The organism is Rhizobacter sp. P2_D12 (genome assembly GCF_056404395.1).
The window spans coordinates 15,655-39,089 of record NZ_JBFUEB010000023.1 but is presented as its reverse complement, the minus strand read 5'-3'; the positions used below and the strand labels follow the sequence as shown (position 1 = coordinate 39,089).

The following is a 23,435-nucleotide window of genomic DNA, read 5'->3' as shown; positions in this document are numbered from 1 at the left end:
GCTCGCCGCGCCAGGTCGTTGATGGAACGTATGTTCTATTTTTACTTCAACAAGAACATATGCTCTTTTTACAGGCGAGCCGGCGCGCTGTCAACGGGGGTCAGTCCCACTCGGGCGGGGCCGCCAGCGCAGGCCAGGGCAGATCCGGCCGCTCGACGACGGCCTGCCAGGTGCGGCGGACCGCCTCGAGCACGGCAGCGTCGTGGCTCGCGTGCAGGCCGCAGGTTCGTTCGGAACGCATGTCCAGGGCCCGGCAGTTCGGATAGTCGCGCACCCGCAATGCCGGGTCGATGCTCACGAAGACCGCCAGCGTCGGCACGTCGAACCCCGCCGCCAGGTGGATCGCCGAGCTGTCCGTGCCGACCACCGCGCGGGCGCCCTTGACCCAGGCGATGTACTGATCCAGGCCGGCAGAATGGCGCGAGATGTCTTCATGGTGCGGATGCCGGACCGGATGGAAGCCGAGGACCGGCAGGCCGTAGCGGCGCCAGATGCGCTCGACCATCGCCGCGGCCTGCGCCTGCGGAACCGTGCGCAGCGGCGTGCTGGCCTGGCCGCAGAACAGCACATAGCCGCGCCCACGCCACGCGGCGGGAACCGATGGCAGGCGCAGCCGGGCCAGCCAGCGGTTCGCCTTGGCGCAGGCCGGCAGTTCGTGCGGCAGCATGCCGAGGCCGCGAATGAAGAAGTCCACCATCGGCTCGCTGGCGAACGAAGGCCAGTGCAGGACGTCGGACAGGTCGATGGCCTGGTCGGGCAGGGTCTCCAACGAAAGCGGCAGGTAGGTGACCGATTCGACGAGGTGGCCGGCGAGCCGGTAGAGCCGCTCGACCCCTGCCGGGGCGTGCGGCGTTCGGTAGAGGTGGATGCGAAGCGCCGGATGCCGGTCCTTGAGCCACGCCAGCGCGTTCATGCCGACGATCGAGTCGCCCAGCGAAACGCCCATGCCGTTGAGCACGTGCAGCGTCCCGCCGGACGGCATGCACCAATGAAACGGCCGGCGGCCGGCGTGGCGGATGTCGCGCAGCGCGGAGAGGCGGCGCCATCCGCGCGTGCGTGCCGGCAGGTGCGGCAGGTGCGGAAGGTCGTATGGCAACCAGACCTGCCCTGCCGCATCGACGAGCGCCTCTCCCTGCAGCGAAACAGCCCTCTCGGCCATGGCATGACCACCCTGCTCCCATGCGATGCGAGCTGAGTGGCATGCGTGCGACGGCAGTTCCCGCCCGGGTGTCAATCCGCGCCGATGATCGGCACGGTCAGGGTGGCCCGCCTGCGCTGCAGCACCCACGCGACGGCCAGCGTCACCGCCCAGGCCAGTGCACAGGACAGGCCCGCCCCGAGCACCGGCAGCGCGATCACCAGCACGATGAACAAGGTGGCGAAGCCGGCCATGCCCTGCACGAAGCCCGACAGCAGCTCGATCGTCGCGTCGGCGCCATGCCGCACGCGCGTGAAGCAGGGCAGCACGTTGCCGGTGATCGGCAGGGCCAGCAGCAGCCCGCTGATTGCCGCCGGGAACAGCGCCGCGCCGAGCATGATGGCCGCCGCCAGCGCCGCGGCCGCCGCGACGCGCAACACCAGCTCGATCGCCGGGATGTGCAGCACCGTGCGCTCGCGCCGGTGGGCCGGCATCAGCCGCAGCCCGGCCCACGGCGACAGTGCCGCCAGCACGCAGGCCGGCAGCGCCGGCAGGTGCAGCCACAGCAGCAGGCTGCCGACCGCGAGGAACATCGCGTTCGCGGCCCCCCACGCGGCCCACCACGGCATCCGCCGCACCGCATGCGCGAAGGCCAGCATGTGCGACACCATCGCCGGGAAGGCCACCACGGTCGCCAGCGCGATCGCCTGCGCCTGCGCCGGCGGCGACTGCAGCAGCACGAAGCCCATGATCGGCCCGGCAATCATCGGCATGCCCGACAAGGTGCCGGCCACGCGGTGGCCGAAGCGGCGCGCCGCGAAGCTCGCGCCCAGCACGACGGCACAGACCAGCGCCAGCTTCAGTGCGAACACCGGCGTGAGCATCGACGGCAGGAGATCAAAAGAATGGGCCCGCCGGCAGCGGGGGGAGACGTGCAACGGCGGGCCCGAAGGACCCGGCCGGAGGGAGGAACGTGGCCGGATCGGATCCGGCGGGAGGGAGGTATTGGGCCGGATCGAGGGGCAGTGTAGGCAGCGACGCCCCCGTGCTCCACCCTTTCCGCCCGGTCCATCTGTACTGACAACGATTGCTCAGGGATGATCCTCATGCCGCGCCGTAGCCGCCGCCGCCCGGGGTCTCGACCACGAACACGTCGCCGGGCTGCATCTCGACCGATCCGATGTGGTCCAGCGTCTCGACCGTGCCGTCGGCCCGCTCGACCCGGTTGATGCCGGGCCGGCCGGCCGACCCGCCGGCCACGCCGAAGGCGCCGGCGTGGCGGCCGTTCGACAGGATCGACGCCGTCATCGTCTCGAGGAAGCGCACGCGCCGCACGCCGCCGTCGCCGCCGCGGTGCCGCCCGGCGCCGCCCGAGCCGGCGCGGATCTCGTAGCTGTCCAGCCGCACCGGGAAGCGGAACTCCAGCATCTCGGGATCGGTGAGCCGCGAGTTCGTCATGTGCGTCTGCACGACCGAGGTGCCGTCGAAATCCGGCCCCGCGCCCGAGCCGCCGGAGATCGTTTCGTAATACTGGTAGGTCGCGTTGCCGAAGGTGAAGTTGTTCATCGTGCACTGGCCGGCCGCCATCACGCCCAGCGCGCCGTACAGCGCGTTGGTGATGCAGGTCGAGGTCTCGACGTTGCCGGCCACCACCGAGGCCGGCGGGTTCGGGTTCAGCATCGAGCCCTCGGGGATGATCACCTGCAGCGGCTTCAGGCAGCCGGCGTTCAGCGGGATGTCGTCGTTGACCAGCGTGCGGAACACGTACAGCACCGCCGCCATGCACACCGCGCGCGGCGCGTTGAAGTTGTTGGCCAGCTGCGCCGAGGTGCCGCTGAAATCGATCACCGCGCTGCGTTGCGCCGCATCGACGCGGATCGCCACGCTGATCTGTGCGCCGTTGTCCAGCGGCAGCGTGAAGCGGCCGTCCTTCAGCCGCGTGATGACGCGCCGCACCGATTCCTCGGCGTTGTCCTGCACGTGGCGCATGTAGGCCTGCACCACCTCCAGCCCGAACTGCTGCACCATCTTGCGCAGCTCCTGCACGCCCTTCTCGTTGGCGGCGATCTGCGCCTTCAGGTCGGCCAGGTTCTGCTGCGGGTTGCGCGAGGGGTAGCGGCCGCTCTTGAGCAGCGCCAGGATGTCGGCCTCGCGCAGCACGCCGGCCTCGACCAGCTTGACGTTGTCGATCTGCACGCCCTCTTCCTCGATGCGGGTCGAGAACGGCGGCATCGAGCCCGGCGTGATGCCGCCGATGTCGGCATGGTGGCCGCGCGAGCCGACGTAGAACAGCGGCTTCTCGCCGGCTGCCGCGCCCAGGTACACCGGCGTCACCACCGTCACGTCGGGCAGGTGCGTGCCGCCGTGGTACGGGTCGTTCAGCGCGTACACGTCGCCCGGCTGCATGCGACCGGCATTGCCCTGGATCACGGTCTTGATCGACTCGCTCATCGAGCCCAGGTGCACCGGCATGTGCGGCGCGTTGGCGATCAGGTTGCCGTCGGCGTCGAACAGCGCGCAGCTGAAGTCCAGCCGTTCCTTGATGTTCACCGAGTAGGCGGTGTTCTGCAGCTGCAGCCCCATCTGCTCGGCGATGTTCATGAACAGGTTGTTGAACACCTCCAGCATCACCGGATCGACGGTGGTGCCGATGGCCTTGCGCGCCTCGCGCGGCTGCACGCGTTCGAGCAGCAGGTGGTCGTACGCGGTGACCCGGGCGCGCCAGCCGGGCTCGACCACCGTGGTCGCGGTCTTCTCGGCGATGATGGCCGGGCCGTCGACCACGTGGCCGGGTTGCGCATCCTCGCGCACCACCAGCGCCGCATCCCACCAGCGCCCGCCGCTGAACAGCTGCACCGTGTCGCGCACCGGCGCCGCACCGCTCGCGGCCAACGCATGGCGCGGCTCGACCGGCGCGTCGCCCTCGCCCACTGCCTCGACCGACACCGCCTCGATCACCAGCCGGCGCTCGGCCATCAGGAAGGCGAAGCGCTGCCGGTAGGCGGACTCGAACGCGGCCTGGATGTCCGCCTCGCTGCCGAAGGGCACGACGAGCGCCGAATCGGTGCCCTCGTAGCGCACGTGCACGCGGCGCAGCACCTTCACGGCGGCGCTGCTGGCGCCCTGGCGCCGCAGCTCGCCCTCGGTCTCGCGCGCGAGACCGTCCAGCACCTCGCCGACGGCCGCCATCGCGCCGGCCAGCGGCAGCTCGACCGCGCGCTCGCGCAGCACCGCCTGGTCGGCCAGGCCCAWGCCGTAGGCYGACAGCACGCCGGCCAGCGGGTGCGCGAACACGCGGTTCATGCCCAGCGCGTCGGCGACGCGGCAGGCATGCTGGCCGCCGGCACCGCCGAAGCACTGCAGCGTGTAGCGCGTCACGTCGTAGCCGCGCGCCACCGAGATTTTCTTGATCGCATTGCCCATCGCGCCCACCGCGATGTCGATGAAGCCTTCGGCCACCTCCTCGGGCGAGCGCTTGACGCCGGTGGCGCGTTCGATGTCGGCGGCCATCGCACCGAACTTCGCGACCACCACGTCGCGGTCCAGCGACTGGTCGGCATTCGGGCCGAACACCTTCGGAAAGTACGCCGGCTGGATCTTGCCGAGCATCACGTTGGCGTCGGTCACCGCCAGCGGCCCGCCGCGGCGGTAGCAGGCCGGGCCGGGGTTGGCACCGGCGCTTTCCGGGCCGGCACGGAAGCGCGCGCCGTCGAAGCTCAGGATCGAGCCGCCGCCGGCCGCCACCGTGTGGATGCTCATCATCGGCGCACGCATGCGCACGCCGGCCACCTGCGTCTCGAAGGCGCGCTCGAACTCGCCGGCGAAGTGGCTGACGTCGGTCGACGTGCCGCCCATGTCGAAGCCGATCACCTTGACCTCGTGCGCCGGGGCGCCGCCCTGCGCGTTCGCCGGCACGTCATCGCCGTGCGCCAACGGCGACAGGCCGAGCTGCGCGGTGCGCACCATGCCGACGATGCCGCCGGCCGGGCCGGACAGGATCGCATCCTTGCCCTGGAAGGCATGCGCATCGGTGAGCCCGCCGGACGACTGCATGAAGAACAGCTTGACACCCGGCATCTCGCCGGCGACCTGSTCGACGTAGCGGCGCAGGATCGGCGACAGGTAGGCRTCGACSACSGTCGTGTCGCCGCGSSCSACSAGCTTCATCAWCGGGCTGACCTCGTGCGACACGCTGATCTGCGGGAAGCCCACCTGTTGCGCCAGCGCCTTGGCCACGAGCTCGTGCGCGGTGTAGCGGTAGCCGTGCATGAAGACGATCGCGACGCTGCGCAGCCCGGCATCGAACGCCGCCTGCAGGTCGGCGCGCAGGCGCGCCTCGTCGAGCGCCTGCACCACGTCACCCTGGGCGCCGACGCGTTCGCGCGCCTCGATCACGCGGCTGTACAGGAGCTCGGGCAGCTGGATGTGGCAGTCGAAGATGCGCGGCCGGTCTTGATACGCGATGCGCAGCGCGTCGCGGAAGCCCTGCGTCGTGACCAGCAGCGTCGGCTCACCCTTGCGCTCGAGCAGCGCGTTGGTGGCGACCGTGGTGCCCATCTTCACGCACTCGACGCGCTCGGCCGGGAAGGCCTCGCCGGGCTTCAGCCCCAGCAGGTGGCGGATGCCGGCGACCGCGGCGTCGCGGTACTGCTCGGGGTTCTCGCTGAGCAGCTTGTGCGTGACCAGCGTGCCGTCGGGGCGCCGGGCGACGACGTCGGTGAAGGTGCCGCCGCGGTCGATCCAGAACTGCCAACGGTCGCTGCTGTGAACTTGAGCTTGCATGGAATCCTTCCTGTGCCGTCAGCCCGGGGGCCGCGGCCTGGTGAAGTAGGGAATGAAAAACTCGTTGGCCTCGCCGCCGGCCTGGTGCAGCCACTCGAGCGAGAAACGCTCGCCCAGGCGCTTGAGCTCCAGGTTCAGGTCGTGCGGCACGCGCTCGATCTTGACACCGTTGCGACGCAGTTCGTCGACCGACGACGCGGCGGCCGCTTCGCTGGCGGCCCAGCCACGCGCCTCGGCCTTCGYGGCCGCGGCGTGCAGCGCCTCGCGCTGCGCCGCCGGCAGGGCCTGCAGGGCCACCGCCCGGCAGAACACGATGTTCTTCGGGAACCAGGCGTTGATCTCGTAGTAGAAGCGGATGCGCGACCAGACCTGGTTCTCGACGCCGGTGACGGCCGAGGTGATCATCGTGTCGATGCGGCCCTCGGACAGCGCCTGGCCGACCTCGACCATCGGCACGTCCACCGCCTGCGCGCCCAGCAGCGCCGCGATGCGTGCGGTGGTCGGGTTGTAGCTGCGCATGCGGCTGCCCTTCAGGTCGGCCACGCCGGCGATCGGCTTCGTGCTGTGCAGGCCCTGCGGCGGCCACGGCACCGCGTACAGCACCTGCAGCCCGCGCTGCGCGAAGCGGCGTTCGACCAGCGGCCGCTGGTGCACCCACATGTGGCGCGCATCGGCGTAGGACGCGGTGATGAAGGGCACCGAGTCGACGCCGGCGATCGGCATCTGCGCGACCAGGCTGCTCATGATGGTCTCGCCGGCCTCGGCGCGCCCGTCCTCGACCGCGGCGCGGATGTCGTTCAGCTTCGCGAGCGCACCATTGGGCTGCACGTCCAGGCGCAGCTCGCCGTTCGTCGCCGCCGCGACGTCGGCCGCCAGCGCCAGCAGGTTGACGGTGTGGAACGACTCGCGCCGGTAGCCGCTGGCCAGGCGCCAGGTGGTGGCCGCGCGCGCGGGCAGCGCGGCGACGGCACCGGCAGCAGCGGCAAGCAGCAGGAGTTGCCGGCGGTCCATGGCATGCATCCCGGTCACAGGCCCAGGTAGGCCTTCTTGACGTCTTCGTTCGCTGCCAGCTCGGCGCCGCTGCCCTGCATCACGATGCGACCGGTCTGGATCACGTAGCCGTGGTGCGCGATCGACAAGGCCTTGTGCAGGTTCTGCTCGACCAGCAGGATGGTGACGCCGCCGGCGTTGACGCGCTGGATCACCTCGAGCACCTTGGCGACGAACTTGGGCGCGATGCCCCATGACGGCTCGTCCAGCATCAGCAGCTTGGGCCTCGCCATCAGGCCGCGCGCGATCGCGAGCATCTGCTGCTCGCCGCCGCTCATCGTGCCGGCCAGCTGGGCCTCGCGCTCGGCAAGGATCGGAAACAGCGCGAACATCTCGTCGATGCCGGCCGCCACCTCGTGCCTGTCGGTGCGCGTGAAGGCGCCCAGCTCGAGGTTGCGCCGCACCGTCAGGCGCGGGAACAGCCGCCGGCCCTCGGGCACCAGCGACAGGCCGAGCGGCACGCGCTGGTGCGACGGCAGCCCGTGCACCGGCCGGCCGTCGAAGTGCACGCTGCCGGCATCGACCTTGTTCAGGCCCGCGATGGCGCGCAGCGTGGTCGACTTGCCGTTGCCGTTGCCGCCGACCAGCGCGACGATCTTGCCCTGCGGCACCTCCAGGCTGACATCGGACAGCGCCAGCACGCCGCTGTAGCTGACACGGAGATTCGAGACCTGCAGCATCACTCGTCTCCCAGGTAGGCGTGGATGACCTGAGGATCGCGCGACACCTCGGCCGGCGTGCCGTCGGCGATCTTCACGCCGCGGTCCAGCACGACGATGCGGTCGGCGATCGGCATGATCCCTTCCAGCACGTGTTCGACGATCAGGCAGGCGATGCCGCGTGCGCGGATGGCCAGCACCACCTTGACCATCTCGCGCACCTCGGACGGGTTCAGGCCGGCCATCACCTCGTCCATCAGCAGCAGCTTGGGCGCGATGGCCAGCGCGCGCGCCACCGCCAGGCGGCGCTGCTCGCTGATCGTCATGCTGCCGGCCGGCTTGTCGGCAAACTGGTCGAGGTTGACGAAGGCGAGCCACTGGCGGGCCTCGTCGCTCGCCGCACCGACGCGGCGGTTGCGCAGCAGCGCGCCGGCCATCACGTTCTCGCAGGCCGTCATGCTGGTGAAGGTGCGCGCCACCTGGAAGGTGCGGCCGATGCCGGCGCGGGCACAAGCCTCGGGCGGCAGGCCGGAGATGGTCTCGCCGTCGAGGCGGATCTCGCCGGCGCTGGGCGTGTAGAAGCCGGCGACGCAGTTGAAGGCGGTGGTCTTGCCGGCGCCGTTCGGGCCGATCAGGCCGACGATCTGGCCGGCATCGACGTCGAAGGAGACGTCCTGGTTGGCCATCAGGCCGCCGAAGCGCTTGCTGACGCCCCGCAGTTCGAGCAAGCTCACAGCGCCACCTCCACCTTGGCCGAAGCCGCGTTGCGCGCCTGGCGCCGCTGCCGCCACTCGCGGAGCCAGCCGATCACCCCGCTCGGGTAGAACACCGCGATGCCGACGATCAGCGCCGCGTAGATGATGGTGTCGGTGCCGCGCCCGGTGCCGCCGAAGCTGGCGCGCGTCACTTCCTCGATCGTCGTCAGCACCACCGAGCCGACCACCGGCCCGAACAGCGTGCCGACGCCGCCGAGGATGGACACCAGCGCCATCTTGATCGACAGAGAAGTACTGAGCACCGAGCCCGGGTCGATGTAGAGCTCCTTCTGCGCATACAGGCTGCCGCCCAGCGCGGTGAAGAAGGCGCTCAGCGACAAGGCCACCTGCTTGTAGCGGGCGATGTCGATGCCGATGCTGCGCGCCGCGTCCGGCTCGTCCTTGATGGCCCGCAGGTAGTAGCCGACGTGGCTGCGCTCGACGGCCCAGGTGGCCAGCAGCGTCAGCACCAGCAGCCCGAGCGCGAGCCAGTAGTACGGTGCCTTGTCGGCGAACACCATGGTGCCCCAGCCCCGCTGGTCCATCGGGATCGTCAGGCCGACCGCGCTGCCGGCGTAGTCCCAGTTGGTGAACACGATCTGCACGATCTCGGCGACCGCGATCGTCGCCATCGCGAAGTAGTGGCCCTTGAGCCGGAAGCACGACCAGCCGAAGGCAAGGCTCAGCAGCGCCGCGACCACGCCGCCCAGCAGCATGCCCAGCCACGGGTTGATGCCGAAGTTCAGCAACAGCAGCGTCGAGGTGTACGCACCGATGCCGTAGAACGCCGCATGGCCGAGCGACACCTGGCCGGCATAGCCGCCGAGCAGGTTCCACGCGACGCCCAGCTGCGCGGCCATCAGCACCAGGATGGCCAGGTTCAGGTGCGAGGGGCTGTGCGTGAGCAGCGGCAGCAGCACGGCGGCCAGCGCGATCGCGGCCAGTGCGACGGTCTTGATCGAAGGCTTCATGCTTTCCCCATCAGGCCCTGCGGCCGGAACATCAACACCGCGAGGAACAGCACCAGCACCACGGCCAGCTTGTACTGCGGGCCGAGCAGCAGCCCGCCCATCACCTCGATCACGCCCACCAGGATGCCGGCCCAGAACGCGCCGGTGACGCTGCCGAAGCCGCCCAGGTTGACGACCACGAAGGCGAGCAGGATGAAGTTGGCGCCGACCTCCGGGAAGATCGGGAAGAAGGTGGCCAGCAGCACGCCGGCCGCGCCGGCACAGGCCGCGCCGATGCCCCAGGCGAGCGCGAACATGCGGTGCGAATCGATGCCCATCAGCTGGGCCGCTTCCTTGTCGGCCGCGGTGGCTTCGAGCGCGGCGCCGAGCCGGGTGCGCGTCAGGAAGGCATGCACCACCATCGTCACCGCCACCGCGCCCAGGCCGGCCACCAGCTGCGGCTGGCCGAGCTGGATGCCCAGCAGCTTGACACTGCCGCTGACCCAGGAGTTCTCGATCGAGCGGAAGTCCGGCTTCCACAGGAACTGCGCGACGCCGCGCAGCAGGATCATCAGCCCGAAGGTGGTGAAGATCTGGCTCAGCATCGGCGCGTTGATGATGCGCTTGATGATGAACTTGTAGAGCAGCATGCCGAACGCGAACAGCATCAGCACCGTCAGCGGCAGCGTCAGCAGCGGGTCGAGCGCGTACAGCGAGAATCCCCAGAAGCTCGCGTACATGCCGAGCATCAGGAACTCGCCGTGCGCGAAGTTCACGATGTCCATCACGCCGAAGATCATCGTGAGGCCGATCGCCACCAGCGCGTAGATCAGGCCGATCAGCACGCCGGACGCGAGGGTTTGGAGAAGAATCTCTGCGGTCATGGGATACCTCCAATACCGTTCGGGCTGAGCTTGTCGAAGCCTGGTGGCATGCGAGCAGGGGCTTCGACAGGCTCAGCCCGAACGGAGTCAAGTTACTTGCGCTGGTCCCACTTCGGCATCGGCCAGGTCACCTCGCGCGTCGCGAGGTTGAACGGGTACACCGTGTTGTACTTGCCGTCGACGATCTGCACCAGGATGCCGCGGCCCAGCGTGTTCTGGCCGGTGGCATCGAACTTGACGCCCTTCCACGGCATGATCAGGTTCTCGGCGCGCAGGTCGGTCTCGGACAGCGCCTTGCGGATCGGCTCCGGGTCCGTCCCGCCGGCGCGGTTGATCGCATCGGCCAGCACCATCAGCCCGGTGAAGGTGCGCGACGAGTTGCCGGTGAAGTTGGCCTTGTAGCGCGCGACGAACAGGTCGTTCACCTGCTTGATCAGCGGGTTGCGCGTGGCCAGGTCGAGCGCCCACACCTCGCGGGTGATCACGAACTCGGCGTCTTTGCCCAGCGTCTTGATGAACTCGGTGTCGGTGAAGCCGGCGTTGTTGGCCAGGATCATGTCCGGCGAGAAGCCCAGCTCCTTGTACGTCTTCATCGACAGCAGCGCGTCGCCCAGGTACGACGACTGCATCACCAGCGCCGGGTTGGCCGCCTTCAGCGTCTGCACCTCGGAGGTCAGCTGCGTGCTCTTGGCCGGGTAGGTGACCTGCTTGACCAGGTTGTAGCCCTTCTCCGGCGCCAGCTTCGCCTCGAGCTTGGTGGTCTCGTTGCCCCACAGCGTGTTCTCGTTGAAGGTGGCGATGGCGCCGAGCTTGAAGTTCTTCTTCGCCTCCAGCTCCTTCAGGAAATCGAAGAAGTTGTGCACGAACAGGTCGTCGTGCGGCGTGGTGCGGAAGAACCACTTGAAGCCGCGCGCCGTCAGCGAGGCCGACGACGACTCCGGGTTCAGGAAGGGAATGCCGTAGCGCTCGGACACCTGGCTGGCGGTGGCCGTGACGTTGCTGTTGTAGGCGCCGACCAGCGCCACCACCTTCTCCTGCGTGATCAGGCGCTCGGCCTCGGTGGCGCCGGTCTGCGGGTTGCCCTGGTGGTCGGCGAACACCAGCCTGATGCGCGCGCCCTTGAGCCTGGGCAGCCCGCCGCCGCCGGCGAACGGCAGGTCGGCGATGCCCTTGGCGCCGTTGTTGATGATGTCCGCGGCGAGTTCGAGCGCGTTCTTCAGCTCGGCGCCCGTGGACGCGGCCGGGCCGGTGAGCGGGTAGATCACGCCGATCTTCACCTCTTGCGACTGCGCGCGGGCGCCGGTGCCGAACAGGCCCAGCAGGCTGGCGCCCAGCGCCTGGATCACGGATCGGCGGTTCTCGGAATGCTGCATGGAAAACTCCTGGAAGGTCAACGAAAGACAGTCCGGCCGCGTGCGCGGACGCGGCTCAGAGGCTGGCGAGCTGCGCGTTCAGCAGGTCGGTGATCAGCATCGCGCCGGGGGCGTGCGTGATGCAGAACTCGGGACGGGCCTGCGTGATCGCGGCCTGGGGCGTGACGCCGCAGGCCCAGAACACCGGCAGTTCGTCGGGCATCACCTCGACCGCGTCGCCGTAGTCGGGACGCATGAGATCGGCGATGCCGATCAGCGCCGGATCGCCGATGTGCACCGGCGCGCCGTGCACGGACGGGAAGCGCGAGGTCACCTGCACCGCACGGATCGCGTCGGCCGCCTTCAACGGGCGCATCGAGACCACCATCGGGCCATGGAAGGGCCCGGCGGCCACGGTCGGGATGTGGGTGCGGTACATCGCGACGTTGCGGTTCTGCGCGACGTGGCGCAGCGGCACGCCCGCTTCCAGCAGCGCCTGCTCGAACGAGAACGAGCAGCCGATCACGAAGCTCACCAGGTCGTCGCGCCACAGCGCACCGATGTCGGTCACCTCGTCGACCAGCTCGCCGCGCCGCCACACGCGGTACAGCGGCACGTCGCTGCGGATGTCGATGTCGTGGCCGAGCGTGGGCAGCATCGGGTCGCCGGGCTCGGACACCGCCAGCACCGGGCACGGCTTCGGGTTGCGCTGGCAGTAGCGCAGGAAGTCGTTGGCGAGCGCCTGCGGCAGGATCACCAGGTTGCCCTGCACGTGGTCGTCGGCCAGGCCGCTGGTGTGGGTGGCGTGGCGCCCCGAGCGGATCTCGGCACGTGCGCTGCGGGCACTGCTCGGCTTCTGTTCAGGCTTCATGACAAGACCCCGTCGGCAGGAAGGTTTGCGAATGGGGCGGATTGTGTTGGCCTGCGGGGCGAGCCCGCAAACGAGAAATCTTTTGCTCAGCTCATCGATTTTTTCGATGATCTATCCTGGGGCACCGACCTCTTCTGGTGCTTTTTGGATCCAGGCTTGGGCACGCCGATGTAGTCGAACACCGCGTCCAGCACGTCGATCGCGACGGACGAGGTCGGGTCGTCGCGCCAGCTGGCATGCACCGGCAAGGGGAGCAGCGGCGATTCGCAGGCCAGCGGCTTGAGCGGCAGGCGTTCGCCGAGCCGCAGCACGGCGGCCAGCGGCAGCGTCGCGACGCCGATGCCGCCCTCGACCAGCTGCACCATGGCCGAGATCGACGAGATCGCATGCACGCGGCGCGGCTCCAGGCCGGCCTCGCGGAACAGGTCGAGCAGCGCGACGTGCGGTTGCGAGCCGCGCTGGAAGGTCAGCAGCTCCAGCTGGGCCAGGTCGGCCAGCGTGTAGCGGCGCTTGCGGTGCAGGTCCTTGTGGCCGACGAACACCATCTCCATCGGCGGCAGCGCGCGGCTGCGCAGGTTCTCGCCCGAGGTCGGCAGCGCGGCGAAGGCCAGGTCGAGCGCGCCGCGCTGCACCTGGTCGACCAGCACCGGCGTGGTTTCCACCGTCAGCTCGAGCGCGAAATCGGGGTTGGTGCTGCGCATGTGCTGCACCCAGTCGATCAGCCACGAGTGCAGCACCGATTCGATGACGCCGATGCGCAGCGACACGGTGCGCTGGGCACCGCCCGCGCCGCCGCCCATCTCGGCCTTGATCTCGCGGTGCAGCGCGAGCAGCCGCTGCGCATGCGTGAAGAAGCGCAGGCCGCCGACGGTCAGGCGGAACTGCTTGTCGCGCCGGTCGAGCAGCAGCACGCCCAGTTCCTCTTCGAGCGCGGCGATGCGGCTGGACATCGCCGACTGCGTGATGTAGAGCTTCTCGGCGGCGCGCGAGATGCTCTTGAGCGTGACGACCCAGTAGAAGGCTTCGACGAAACGGTGGTTCATGGGCTACCTTCCGGTCCTCCAGACCAACCAGAAGGCGAAGGCGGACGCCCCGGCGAGTGGCACCATGGTCTGCAGATCATGAGGACTCAGGTGGTCAGGCAAACGCAGCACCGCCGCGACGACGACGCCGAGCCCCGAGCCGACCAGCACGGTGGACCACCAGGTGACGAGATTCCATCGGTCCAGCAGCAGGAACGCAGGCAGGCCGAGGAAGCCCGTGGCCAGGAAGGAGAACCAGCCAACAATGATGAACGTCACGGCCATCGACCCGACGCTGAACCCGCCGAAGGGTGCAATGGCGGACGCCCACGCGGCGGGGACCGCTGCGGCAGCACAGAACCCCAGCACGGTCGCATTTGATTGCTTCATCCCGAGACTTTCATCGCCAGCAGCTGCAGTCGTCAACACAATCTGTCGACCACATTGCGCTTCCGAGCTTCGAGTCGATTAAACCATCCAGATCAGCGACAGAGTCCTGCCGATCGCTTCACGGCGAGTCGGCCAGGAGGATGCTGCTGAGTTCGCCCGAGGCCGTCAGGTAGAAGAAGTTGAACAAGGTGTCGTTCTCGATCTCGTAAACGAGCCTCGTTCGACCCAGTCGCGAGGAGTAGGTGATGTCGGCGACGGCAACAGGAATGTTCGCGGCGTCCTGCGCAACCCGATCCGTTCGATGCGGACGTCCCAGGATCCGCTCTATCTCCATCCGCGACTGCCCCAGCACTATCCCATCTTCGGTTGCAGCGAGTCCCAGGTCCCCCTTCGGTGGAACACGCTCCGCGCAAAGCTCGACGCTGCTGACGAGGACGCTCACCAACTCCGCTGTTCGCTGCGCCGAATCGCGCTCGAACGTGAAGAGGATCCATCGCGACGACGCTGCGAGGAAGAAGCAATGCCGATGCCGACGGGGCTCATCCTCGTCCGTCGACACCATCCCGCGTCCGAACCTCTCCACGAACGCGTCTTCCGTCAGGTGTGGATCCCGAAGGCACACCGCTCCGGCACATCGCTCAACCGGCGGCTTGGCACCGGCAGTTGCGGCGAGCAAGACCAGAGAAAGGCATGACAGAGACAACGCGTTCATGGCGCTCAGAACCTTCCGTAGGGAATCTGCTGCGTTGGGTGATCCTGCTGCCAACGATAGATCTTGTCGCACAGGTCCTCGACATCCTGGTTCTGGCCGCGCGTGCATCCCATGGTGGGCTTCCAGCCCTGCCTGGGAGCCCACGGATCCAGCAGGCCGGAACCGCCTCCATGTATCCATCTCTGCCGGTTGTCGTTGTCATCATTGAAGATCTTCACCGTGCCGTAAGCCGCTCCGTAGATCTTCTTCTTGCAGTGCGTGATGAAGCCGTGGTAGGTGCCGGCCGCGTCCGGAAGTGCCGTGGAGGCCACGGAATTGCGAGTGGGGATCTCGAAGTAGTCCTGTGCCACGGGGTCATAAAAATACGTCATGCCTGGCGCGATGTTCGTGATGACTACCGCAGGTCCGGTCGCCCACCGATCCAGTCCACGCGGATCCACAAAGAGCAGCGGATTTCCGTCGACATAGGCATAGGTGTTCACGCCGGCAGCCAATCCGATGGGATCACTTTCGACATACCGTGCCGAAGCTGAACCGGCGAGCACCGCCATGGCAAACAGTGCCGCCACTCGGGTGAATCCGAGATTGCATTTCATTTCACGTTCTCCTTCTGTGCTTGCTTTGCGCGCAATGCGCGTTGACGAACTGCCTCTTCCTGGCCATCGCTCGCGGGCCGCCAGCCCAGCGCATAGGCCCTCTCGTACAGATCCCGCAGCGCGGCGTCGATCTGTGCGAGACGTGCTCGCTGGTCGGCCGGCAGGTCGTCCGGCGTCACGTAGCGATGGACCAGCAGGTTCCTGAACCAAAGCCATGCGCCGTGCTGGTGCAGCAGGAGATCCACGTCCGTGGGGCTGAAGTCGAGCGCCATCCTGGCCATGCGCAGGCGCAACTCGTGCAGCCCTTGCTGGCGATAGAACTCCAGCAAGGTGCCGACCATCACGACGACCGCCTCCTTCTTGCCCAGCGCGCGCAGGTAGATGCCCGAGGCGATGGCCTCGTCGCTCATCGGGAACTGCTGGCGCATCCACGCATCGCGGGTGAAGCCGGCGCCGCTCGTCGTTTCAAGGTTCAACCACGCACCGTCGTCGTCGCGGTACTTGACGAACACATGGTTTGGCGCGGTGGCTATCGTGAGATCCAGGCCCAGCCTCTGTCCCAACGCGACGAACAGCATCGGCATCGAGATGCAGTTGCCTTTTCTCGTCGCGAGGTAGGAGGTCAGCAGCTTGTTGCGCAGGCTCGTTCCCAACGGATCGTCCAGATCGAAGTGGAACGGGCGGTTGCCGTTCCAGGCATTCGCCGCGTAGAGATGGCGGCGCAGCACCTCCAGCCTCTGTCTTCGGGATGCATCCGCCGGCAGCGCCGCCTTGAGACTTGCAGCCATCGCGTCCAGCGTCGAGAGCGCTGCAGTCACGTCGATGCCCGGATCGATCAGGCGATCGATCGTCAGCTTGGCACTGGTCAGATCGATGTCGGCCTCGGGCGACGTCAAGATCTCGCGCACGACCGCCAGGTCGGTGTCGTGCGATGCAGCAGCATGGGCCGAGGCGACCAGCGCCACGCATGCCCAGCCGGCGAACCATGCGACAAGCCGGCGCCTGACCGAGCCGCACACTCGCCCCCGGCCGCAAGGCGGCCTGGATCCATGGGTGTCCACTTCATCTCCCTGGGTTGGACTTGGCCGGCAAGTCTGCGAAGCATCTGTGGAGAAAAAGTGGAGATGGCCGCGCGGCCAGCGATGGAACAGAGCTTGCTAAGCGTAGAAGCCCGTATGGCCGATCCTCCGCAAGCTGCGTACGCTTGCGGCCACCGCGGCCAACGATGCCGTACCCAACCCGAGGAGCTTCCCCCATGAGCGTGCGTCTTCCGCTGCTGGCCTGCGTGTTCTCCGCGGCCCTGGCCGCCCCGGCCTGGGCCCAGGTCAAGTGGGACCTGCCGGCGGCCTACCCGGCCAGCAACTTCCACACCGAGAACCTGAGCCAGTTCGCCGCCGACGTCGAGAAGGCCACGGCCGGCAAGCTCAAGATCACCGTGCACGCCAATGCCTCGCTCTTCAAGGCACCCGAGATCAAGCGCGCCGTGCAGGGCGGCCAGGCGCAGATCGGCGAGATCCTGCTGGTCAACTACCAGAACGAGTGGCAGATCTTCGGCACCGACGGCCTGCCCTTCCTGGCCGACAGCTATGACGAATCGGCCAAGCTCTACAAGGCGCAGAAACCGGTGCTCGAGAAGAAGCTCGCCGAGCAGGGCATGATGCTGCTCTACGCTGTGGCCTGGCCGCCGCAGGGCATCTACGCCAAGAAGCCGATCAACTCGGCGGCCGATCTCAAGGGCGTCAAGTGGCGCGCCTACAGCCCGGCCACCTCGCGCATCGCCGAACTCGTCAACGCGCAGCCGGTCACGGTGCAGGCCGCCGAGCTGTCGCAGGCCATGGCCACCGGCGTCATCGAGTCGTACATGTCGTCCGGCTCCACCGGCTACGACACCAAGACCTACGAATACATCAAGTACTTCTACGACACCCAGGCCTGGCTGCCGAAGAACGCGGTGCTGGTCAACAAGGCCGCCTTCGATGCGCTCGACAAGCCGCTGCAGGCCGCGCTGCTGAAGGCCGGCGCCGAGGCCGAAGCGCGCGGCTGGGCCCTGTCGAAGTCCAAGAACACCGAGTACCTCGACCTGCTGAAGAAGAACGGCATGACCATCCTGCCGCCCTCGGCGCAGCTGAAGGCCGACATGAAGAAGGTCGGCGACACGATGCTGCAGGAATGGCTGCAGAAGGCCGGCCCCGAAGGCCAGTCCATCGTCGACGCCTACCGCAAGTAAGCCGTGGCCGACACCCCACCTGCCGCAGCGGGCCGGCTGCGGCGCACGCTGGACGCGCTGTACGCCGCCGCCGGCCACCTGGCCGCGTTCTCGGTGCTGGCGATCTTCGTGCTGATGATCTGGGCCTCGATCGGGCGCACCCTCGGCTGGCGCGTCAGCTGGGTCACCGACGTGGTGTCCTGGCTGTGCGCCGCCTCGGCCTTCCTCGCGATGGCGCATTCGTTCAAGCATGGCGACTTCGTGCGCGTGACGCTGGTGCTCGAGAAAGTGGCGCCGCGCACCCGCTTCGCGCTCGAGGTCACGTCGCTGCTGATCGCCACCGTGGCCATCGGCTACCTGGCGTTCTGGGCCACGCGCTTCACCCTCGAGAGCTGGCAGTTCAACGACATCGCCGGCAACATGGTGCCGATCCCGATGTGGATCCCGCAGCTCAGCTTCGTGTTCGGCGCCATCCTGTTCGCGGTGGCGGTGGCCGACGAGCTGGTCATCGTGCTGCGCGGCGGCAAGCCCACCTATGTGCGCCTGGTCGAGGAACGGCATGCGCGCGGCGATTTCTCCGAGGACATCTGAATGAGCTTGCTGGCGATCGGCGGGATCCTGCTGTTGATCCTGATGCTGCTGCTGTCCGGCGGGGTCTGGATCGCGATGAGCCTGGCCATCGTCGGCTGGGTCGGGCAGTTCTTCTTCACCACCACGCTGCCGGGCAAGAACCTGTTCAGCGCGTTCTGGGAATCCACCGCCAGCTGGGAGCTGGCCGCGCTGCCGCTGTTCATCTGGATGGGCGAGATCCTGTTCCGCACCAAGCTGTCGGAGCAGATGTTCGAGGGCCTCGCGCCGTGGCTCAACCGCATCCCCGGCCGGCTGATGCACACCACCATCCTCGGCTGCGGCATCTTCGGCTCGGTGTCGGGCTCGTCGGCCGCCACCTGCGCCACCATCGCCAAGGTGGCGTTGCCCGAACTCAAGCGCCGCGGCTACGACGAGCAGCTGGCGCTCGGCTCGCTGGCCACCGCCGGCACGCTGGGCATCCTGATCCCGCCGTCGATCACGATGGTGGTCTATGCGGTGGCGGCCGATGCGTCGGTGATCCGCATCTTCCTGGCCGGCTTCATCCCGAGCTTCGTGCTGATGGCGCTGTTCTCCGGCTACATCGCGTGGTGGAGCTGGCGCCATCCCGACCGCGTGCCGCCGGCCGAGCCGCCCACCAGCTTCAAGGAGAAGCTGCGCCGCTCGGGCAGCCTGATCCCCTGCGGGCTGCTGATCGTCTTCATCGTCTGGGTGCTGGTGGCCGGCTGGGCCACCGCCACCGAATGCGCCGCCTATGGCGTGCTGGGGTCGCTGGCGATCGCGGCGGCCGGCCGCTCGCTGACCTGGCGCAACTTCTGGGACGGGCTGATGGGCGCCACGCGCGTCAGCTGCATGATCATGTTCATCCTGGCCGGCGCGTCGTTCCTCGCCAAGACGATGGCCTTCACCGGCATCCCGCGCGAGCTGGCCGAGTGGGTGGCCGGCATGAACCTGAGCCCGTACGCGCTGATCGCGGTGCTGGTCGGCGTCTACCTGGTGCTGGGCACCGCGCTCGACGGCATCTCGATGATCGTGCTGACCTCGGCGGTGGTGCTGCCGATGATCCACAAGGCCGGCTTCGACCTCGTCTGGTTCGGCATCTTCATCGTGCTGCTGGTCGAGATCGCCGAGGTGACGCCGCCGGTCGGCTTCAACCTGTTCGTGCTGCAGAACATGACCGGCAAGGACAGCAACGTGATCGCCCGCGCGGCGATCCCGTTCTTCGTCTGCCTGGTGATCTGCATCGCGATCATCACGCTGTTCCCGGCGCTGGTGACCTGGCTCCCCGACGTCGTGATGGGCATCCAGAAGTAGCCCGGATGCCAATCCGGGTCCCGCGTCAGAACGCCCCAGGATCCCCCGGAAACACCACCGGCGACTCGTACCCGTCCGCCGACACCGCCGACACGCCGAAGAACCAGTCGTCGATGACGACGTTCTTCAGCTGCAGCTGCGTCGCCTCGGCCCCCGCCACGTAGCGGCTGTGCTGCCACTGCGGCGCGGTGGTGTCGCGCCACCACACGCGGTAGCCGGCCGCGCCCGGCTGTGCCTGCCACTTGACGGTGGTGTGCGGCGTCACCGCGCCCTCGATCGCGACGCCCTTCGGCGGCGCCGGCGCATTCGCCAGCGCCGCCAGCGTCACCGCGTTCAGCCGCGTCACCTGCGCCAGGTACGGGAAGTCGACACCCTCGATCGTGTCGCCGTAGACGATGCCGCCCTCGGTGCGCAGGTCCTGGTGCTGGCGCGTGTAGTCTTCGTGCGCCTCGGTCACGCGCACTGCCGGGAAGCCGGCATCGAGGAAGGGCACCTGGTCGCCGCCGCGGCCGTAGCGATCGGTGCGGTAGACCATCTGCACGCGCAGGTTGGTCACGTAGCGCTGCGACAGCGCCGCCATCAGGCGGGCGATGTTGCGCGACGGCGAATCCACCTCGCCACCGTTGTAGCGCCGCTTGCCGGCCTGCGCCGGCGTCTCCGTGGCCTTCGTGCCCTCGGAGAACACGCGCACCGTGCCGTTGTCGTGCACGCCGTCCTGGCCGTGGCTGTTGCCGACGATGTCGTTGTTCAGGTCGGCCTGCACCTGCCAGCCCTCGACCTTGGCATGGTCGACCAGCACCTTGCCGCCGTACAGGCCCTGCTCCTCGCCCGACAGCGCGGCGTAGACCAGGGTCGCGCGGAACCTGTACTTCGACAGCACGCGCGCGGCTTCCATCAGCGCCGCCACGCCCGAGGCATCGTCGTTCGCGCCCGGCGCTTCGCTGGTGGCGTCCATCACGTCGCTGACGCGCGAATCGAGGTGGCCGGTGATGACGATCACGCGCTGCGGGTCGCTCGTGCCGCGCTGCACCGCGACGATGTCCATCACCTCGGTCGGTTGCGGCAGGCGCGGCCCGGTGAAGGTCTGGGCCGGCGTCGCCACCTGCAGGCAGCCGCCGCAATCGCGCGAGATCGCGGTGAAGCGCGACTGCACCCAGCGCCGCGCGGCGCCGATGCCGCGCGTCGGCGACGTGGCGTCCGACGCGGTGTGCCGGGTGCCGAACGCGACCAGCCGCGTGATCGTCGCGCGCAGCTCCTCGGCGCTGACGGCCGCGCCGATCTCGCGCAGCTGCGGCTGGTCGGGGAACGGTGCCGGGTCGGGCACGGCCTGCGCGAGCGCGGCGGTCGAACACAGGGCAACGAACACCCACCCCCCGTTCGCCCTGAGCAGGGACCGAGCCTGCCGAGGGCCCGTGTCGAAGGGTTGCTGCCGCTTCGACAGGCTCAGCCCGAACGGTGTTTTTTGAAGTCGCAACAAGCTCATCGTGAAATTCCAGGCAAGGGTTGAAGATCAAGCCGGATCGGGCCACGGGAAACGCCCGTTCAGCACCGGCACCGCGCGCAGCCGCGCGACGCTGAAATCGATGAAGGCGCGCAGCTTGGCCGTGGTGCGCCGGCCCTCCAGGTGCACCAGCTGCACCGGGATCGGCGCCGGCTCATGGTCGGCCAGCACGACCTGCAGCCGCCCGGCCCGCACCTCGTCGGCCACCTGGTACGACAGCGCGCGCGTCAGCCCGTGCCCGGCCATCGCCGCCGCGATCGACATCTCGCCGGTGTTCGTCACCAATTGCATGCGCGGCTGCACGCTGTCGCCGTCGGCGCGCGCCTTGCCGCCCGGCGGGTAGAACACCCAGGGCACGCTGACCGCGCCGTGCTGCGAGAACCCGATGGCCGCATGCCGCGCCACGTCGGCCGGCGTGCGCGGCACGCCGTGCGCGGCCAGGTAGGCCGGCGACGCGACGACGACGCGCCGCAGGTGGCCCACCGGGGCCGCGCTGAGGCCCGAGTCCTGCAGCCGCGCGATGCGCACCGCGACATCGAAGCCCTCGTCGAGCAGGTGCACGATGTGGTCGGCGAAGAAGGTGCGCGCGCTGACCTGCGGGTGCGCGGCCAGGAAGTCAAGCAGCACCGGCGCCACGTGCAGCCGCCCGAACATCGCCGGCGCGGTGATCGCGAGCAGCCCCTGCGGCGCGCTGTAGGCGCCGCCGGCGGCGGCCTCCGCCTCGGCCACGTCGGCGAGGATGCGCTTGCAGTCGGCCAGGAAACGCTCGCCGACGTCGGTCAGCGTCACGCTGCGCGTGGTGCGGCGCAGCAGCTGCGCGCCCACGTGCTGCTCGATCGCCGCGATCGCCCGCGTGACGGCCGGCGGCGACATCGACAGCAGCCGCGCCGCAGGCGCAAAGCCGCGCGCATCGGCCACGGCGACGAACACCCGCATTCCCTCGAGTCGGTCCATCCCGCCATTCTCGCCATTCCGCGCGGCGGAACAATCAAGTGCAGGCCGCGGTGATTCCACAAGGCGCCCCGACGGGTCACCATCCGTTCCGTGTGACATTCAACGAAAGACCTGCGATGACCCGCCCCGACCGCCCCATCCGCCTGTACCGCCACCCGCTGTCCGGCCACTCGCACCGCGCCGAGCTGTTCCTGTCGCTGCTGCAGCTGCCGTTCGAGAGGGTCGACGTCGACATCTTCAAGGGCGAGCAGAAGCGCCCCGGCTTCCTCGCGCTGAACCTGTTCGCGCAGGTGCCGGTGATCGAGGACGGCGACGCGACGATCGCCGACAGCAACGCGATCCTGACCTACCTCGCGCTGCGCTACGACGCGGGCGGCCGCTGGCTGCCGCGCGACCCGCTGCAGGCGGCCCAGGTGCAGCGCTGGCTGTCGATCGCGGCCGGGCCGCTGCACAACGGGCCGGCGGCGGCGCGCGTCAACCAGCTGTTCCGCGACACGCGCGACGCACGCTGCGGCGTGATCGCCGGCCAGCTGTTCGAGCGCATCGAGACGCACCTCGCCGAGCGCGCGTACCTGGTCGGCGACGGCCCCACCATCGCCGACGTCGCGCTGTACAGCTACACCTCGCATGCGCCGGAGGGCGGCGTGCCGCTCGCGCCCTACCCGCGGCTGCGCGCCTGGCTGCAGCGCATCGAGGCGCTGCCGGGCTTCGTCGGCATGCAACGCCATCCCGACGCGGCGGTGCTGGCATGAACACCGAGATCCAGCTGTTCCATGCAGGCGAGATCGCGGTGCAGCAGCGCGCCGGCACGCACGACCAGGTGCGCGATTTTGCTGCGCGCGCGCTGCGCGCGGCAATGCCGCTGCAGCACCAGCAGTTCTTCGCGCAGCTGCCGACGCTGTTCGTCGGCAGCCTGGATGCGCAGCGCCGCCCGTGGGCATCGGTGCTGAGCGGCAAGCCCGGCTTCGTCGACGTGCCCGGCGAGCATGGCCTGCGCATCCGCGCGCCGCGCGACCCGGCCGATCCGCTGTCGCGGCACCTGGCGGTGGGCGACCCGATCGGCCTGCTGGGCCTGGAGCCGCACACGCGCCGGCGCAACCGCATGAACGGCACCGTGTCGCACGTCGATGCGCAGCGCATCGACGTGCAGGTCGACCAGAGCTTCGGCAACTGCCCGCAGTACATCCAGGCCCGCGAGCCGGAATGGACCGGCGAGGCGGCCGGCACCAGCCGGCCCGAAGGCGCGTTGCTGAGCGACGACGCCATGGCGCTGGTGCGCCGCGCCGACACCTTGTTCATCGCCTCGGCCTCGCCGCATGCGCGCGGCGAAGCGGGCGCCGACGGCGTCGACGTCTCGCACCGCGGCGGGCGGCCGGGCTTCGTGCGCGTGCAGGCCATCGGCGGGCGCAGCGTGCTGACGATCCCGGATTTCCGCGGCAACCGGATGTTCAACACGCTGGGCAACATCGCCGCGCATCCGCATGCGGGGCTGCTGTTCATCGACTACGCGCGCGGCGACCTGCTGCAGCTCACCGGCGATGCCGAACTGGTGTGGGACGGCCCCGACCTGCAGGCCTTCGCCGGTGCGCAGCGGCTGCTGCGCGTCACGGTCGAGGAAGGCGTGTGGCGCCCGGCCGCGCTGCCCCTGCGCTGGTCGGCCGCCGGGTTCGCGGTGCAACTGCAGGACACCGGCGTCTGGCCCGGCTGAGGC

At 69.0% G+C, this 23,435-nt stretch carries 22 protein-coding genes; 5 read left to right on the top strand and 17 right to left on the bottom strand.

The window, feature by feature from the left end:
- Positions 1-100: 100 nt before the first annotated feature.
- From AC1DYN_RS10390 to AC1DYN_RS10320, 15 genes are all read right to left on the bottom strand, one after another.
- Positions 101-1,159, bottom strand: coding sequence for a glycosyltransferase family 9 protein (locus AC1DYN_RS10390; protein WP_477959059.1), 1,059 nt, complete (start codon positions 1,157-1,159; stop codon positions 101-103).
- Positions 1,160-1,230: 71 nt separating this feature from the next.
- On the bottom strand, positions 1,231-2,022 hold the full coding sequence (locus AC1DYN_RS10385; RefSeq protein WP_477959057.1) for a hypothetical protein: 792 nt from the start codon (positions 2,020-2,022) through the stop codon (positions 1,231-1,233).
- Between the two features lie 220 nt (positions 2,023-2,242).
- Positions 2,243-5,920: a hydantoinase B/oxoprolinase family protein gene (locus AC1DYN_RS10380; RefSeq protein ID WP_477959055.1), complete on the bottom strand. Its 3,678-nt coding sequence runs from the start codon at positions 5,918-5,920 to the stop codon at positions 2,243-2,245.
- 18 nt (positions 5,921-5,938) lie between these two features.
- Positions 5,939-6,931, bottom strand: coding sequence for a TRAP transporter substrate-binding protein (locus AC1DYN_RS10375; protein ID WP_477959054.1), 993 nt, complete (start codon positions 6,929-6,931; stop codon positions 5,939-5,941).
- A 14-nt stretch (positions 6,932-6,945) separates the two neighbouring features.
- Complete coding sequence (locus AC1DYN_RS10370) at positions 6,946-7,650, bottom strand: ABC transporter ATP-binding protein (RefSeq protein ID WP_477959053.1); 705 nt, start codon at positions 7,648-7,650, stop codon at positions 6,946-6,948.
- The gene (locus AC1DYN_RS10365) at positions 7,650-8,363 is read right to left on the bottom strand and encodes an ABC transporter ATP-binding protein (protein ID WP_477959052.1); all 714 of its coding nucleotides are present in this window, start codon (positions 8,361-8,363) and stop codon (positions 7,650-7,652) included. The genes AC1DYN_RS10370 and AC1DYN_RS10365 overlap by 1 nt, the downstream gene beginning before the upstream one ends.
- On the bottom strand, positions 8,360-9,355 hold the full coding sequence (locus AC1DYN_RS10360) for a branched-chain amino acid ABC transporter permease (protein WP_477959051.1): 996 nt from the start codon (positions 9,353-9,355) through the stop codon (positions 8,360-8,362). Before AC1DYN_RS10360 ends, AC1DYN_RS10365 begins: the two co-directional genes overlap by 4 nt.
- Positions 9,352-10,218: a branched-chain amino acid ABC transporter permease gene (locus tag AC1DYN_RS10355; RefSeq protein ID WP_477959050.1), complete on the bottom strand. Its 867-nt coding sequence runs from the start codon at positions 10,216-10,218 to the stop codon at positions 9,352-9,354. The genes AC1DYN_RS10360 and AC1DYN_RS10355 overlap by 4 nt, the downstream gene beginning before the upstream one ends.
- A 92-nt stretch (positions 10,219-10,310) precedes the next feature.
- Positions 10,311-11,591: an ABC transporter substrate-binding protein gene (locus AC1DYN_RS10350; RefSeq protein ID WP_477959049.1), complete on the bottom strand. Its 1,281-nt coding sequence runs from the start codon at positions 11,589-11,591 to the stop codon at positions 10,311-10,313.
- 55 nt (positions 11,592-11,646) lie between these two features.
- Positions 11,647-12,441 (bottom strand): putative hydro-lyase, encoded by a 795-nt coding sequence (locus AC1DYN_RS10345; RefSeq protein WP_477959048.1) that lies wholly within the window; start codon positions 12,439-12,441, stop codon positions 11,647-11,649.
- A gap of 86 nt (positions 12,442-12,527) precedes the next feature.
- Complete coding sequence (locus tag AC1DYN_RS10340) at positions 12,528-13,484, bottom strand: LysR family transcriptional regulator (RefSeq protein ID WP_477959047.1); 957 nt, start codon at positions 13,482-13,484, stop codon at positions 12,528-12,530.
- Between the two features lie 3 nt (positions 13,485-13,487).
- On the bottom strand, positions 13,488-13,853 hold the full coding sequence (locus tag AC1DYN_RS10335; protein ID WP_477959046.1) for a hypothetical protein: 366 nt from the start codon (positions 13,851-13,853) through the stop codon (positions 13,488-13,490).
- A gap of 118 nt (positions 13,854-13,971) precedes the next feature.
- Entirely contained in the window at positions 13,972-14,565 is a 594-nt protein-coding gene (locus AC1DYN_RS10330; RefSeq protein ID WP_477959045.1) for a hypothetical protein, read from the bottom strand.
- A 5-nt stretch (positions 14,566-14,570) separates the two neighbouring features.
- Entirely contained in the window at positions 14,571-15,161 is a 591-nt protein-coding gene (locus AC1DYN_RS10325) for an RHS repeat-associated core domain-containing protein (RefSeq protein WP_477959044.1), read from the bottom strand.
- Positions 15,158-16,126 (bottom strand): transglutaminase family protein, encoded by a 969-nt coding sequence (locus AC1DYN_RS10320; RefSeq protein ID WP_477959043.1) that lies wholly within the window; start codon positions 16,124-16,126, stop codon positions 15,158-15,160. Before AC1DYN_RS10320 ends, AC1DYN_RS10325 begins: the two co-directional genes overlap by 4 nt.
- A 290-nt stretch (positions 16,127-16,416) precedes the next feature.
- Between AC1DYN_RS10320 and AC1DYN_RS10315 the strand changes: the two genes are divergently transcribed.
- Genes AC1DYN_RS10315 through AC1DYN_RS10305 form a run of 3 tightly spaced genes read left to right on the top strand, consistent with a single transcriptional unit; the run spans position 16,417 to position 19,269 of the window.
- Positions 16,417-17,388: a TRAP transporter substrate-binding protein gene (locus tag AC1DYN_RS10315; RefSeq protein WP_477959042.1), complete on the top strand. Its 972-nt coding sequence runs from the start codon at positions 16,417-16,419 to the stop codon at positions 17,386-17,388.
- A 36-nt stretch (positions 17,389-17,424) separates the two neighbouring features.
- Positions 17,425-17,958 carry a TRAP transporter small permease gene (locus AC1DYN_RS10310; protein WP_477959103.1) on the top strand — a complete coding sequence of 178 codons (534 nt, stop codon included), beginning with the start codon at positions 17,425-17,427 and terminating at the stop codon, positions 17,956-17,958.
- On the top strand, positions 17,959-19,269 hold the full coding sequence (locus AC1DYN_RS10305; RefSeq protein WP_477959041.1) for a TRAP transporter large permease: 1,311 nt from the start codon (positions 17,959-17,961) through the stop codon (positions 19,267-19,269).
- A gap of 25 nt (positions 19,270-19,294) precedes the next feature.
- On the opposite strand, the gene AC1DYN_RS10300 is transcribed toward AC1DYN_RS10305, so the two are convergent.
- Both AC1DYN_RS10300 and AC1DYN_RS10295 read right to left on the bottom strand, forming a co-directional pair.
- The gene (locus AC1DYN_RS10300; RefSeq protein ID WP_477959040.1) at positions 19,295-20,635 is read right to left on the bottom strand and encodes a M28 family peptidase; all 1,341 of its coding nucleotides are present in this window, start codon (positions 20,633-20,635) and stop codon (positions 19,295-19,297) included.
- A 144-nt stretch (positions 20,636-20,779) separates the two neighbouring features.
- Positions 20,780-21,724, bottom strand: a complete 945-nt coding sequence (locus AC1DYN_RS10295; protein WP_477959039.1) for a LysR family transcriptional regulator — start codon at positions 21,722-21,724, stop codon at positions 20,780-20,782.
- 116 nt (positions 21,725-21,840) lie between these two features.
- Here AC1DYN_RS10295 and AC1DYN_RS10290 point away from each other — a divergent pair, with 116 nt between their 5' ends.
- Both AC1DYN_RS10290 and AC1DYN_RS10285 read left to right on the top strand, forming a co-directional pair.
- Entirely contained in the window at positions 21,841-22,476 is a 636-nt protein-coding gene (locus AC1DYN_RS10290; RefSeq protein ID WP_477959038.1) for a glutathione S-transferase family protein, read from the top strand.
- Positions 22,473-23,432, top strand: coding sequence for a flavin-nucleotide-binding protein (locus AC1DYN_RS10285; RefSeq protein WP_477959037.1), 960 nt, complete (start codon positions 22,473-22,475; stop codon positions 23,430-23,432). The genes AC1DYN_RS10290 and AC1DYN_RS10285 overlap by 4 nt, the downstream gene beginning before the upstream one ends.
- Positions 23,433-23,435 lie beyond the last annotated feature (3 nt).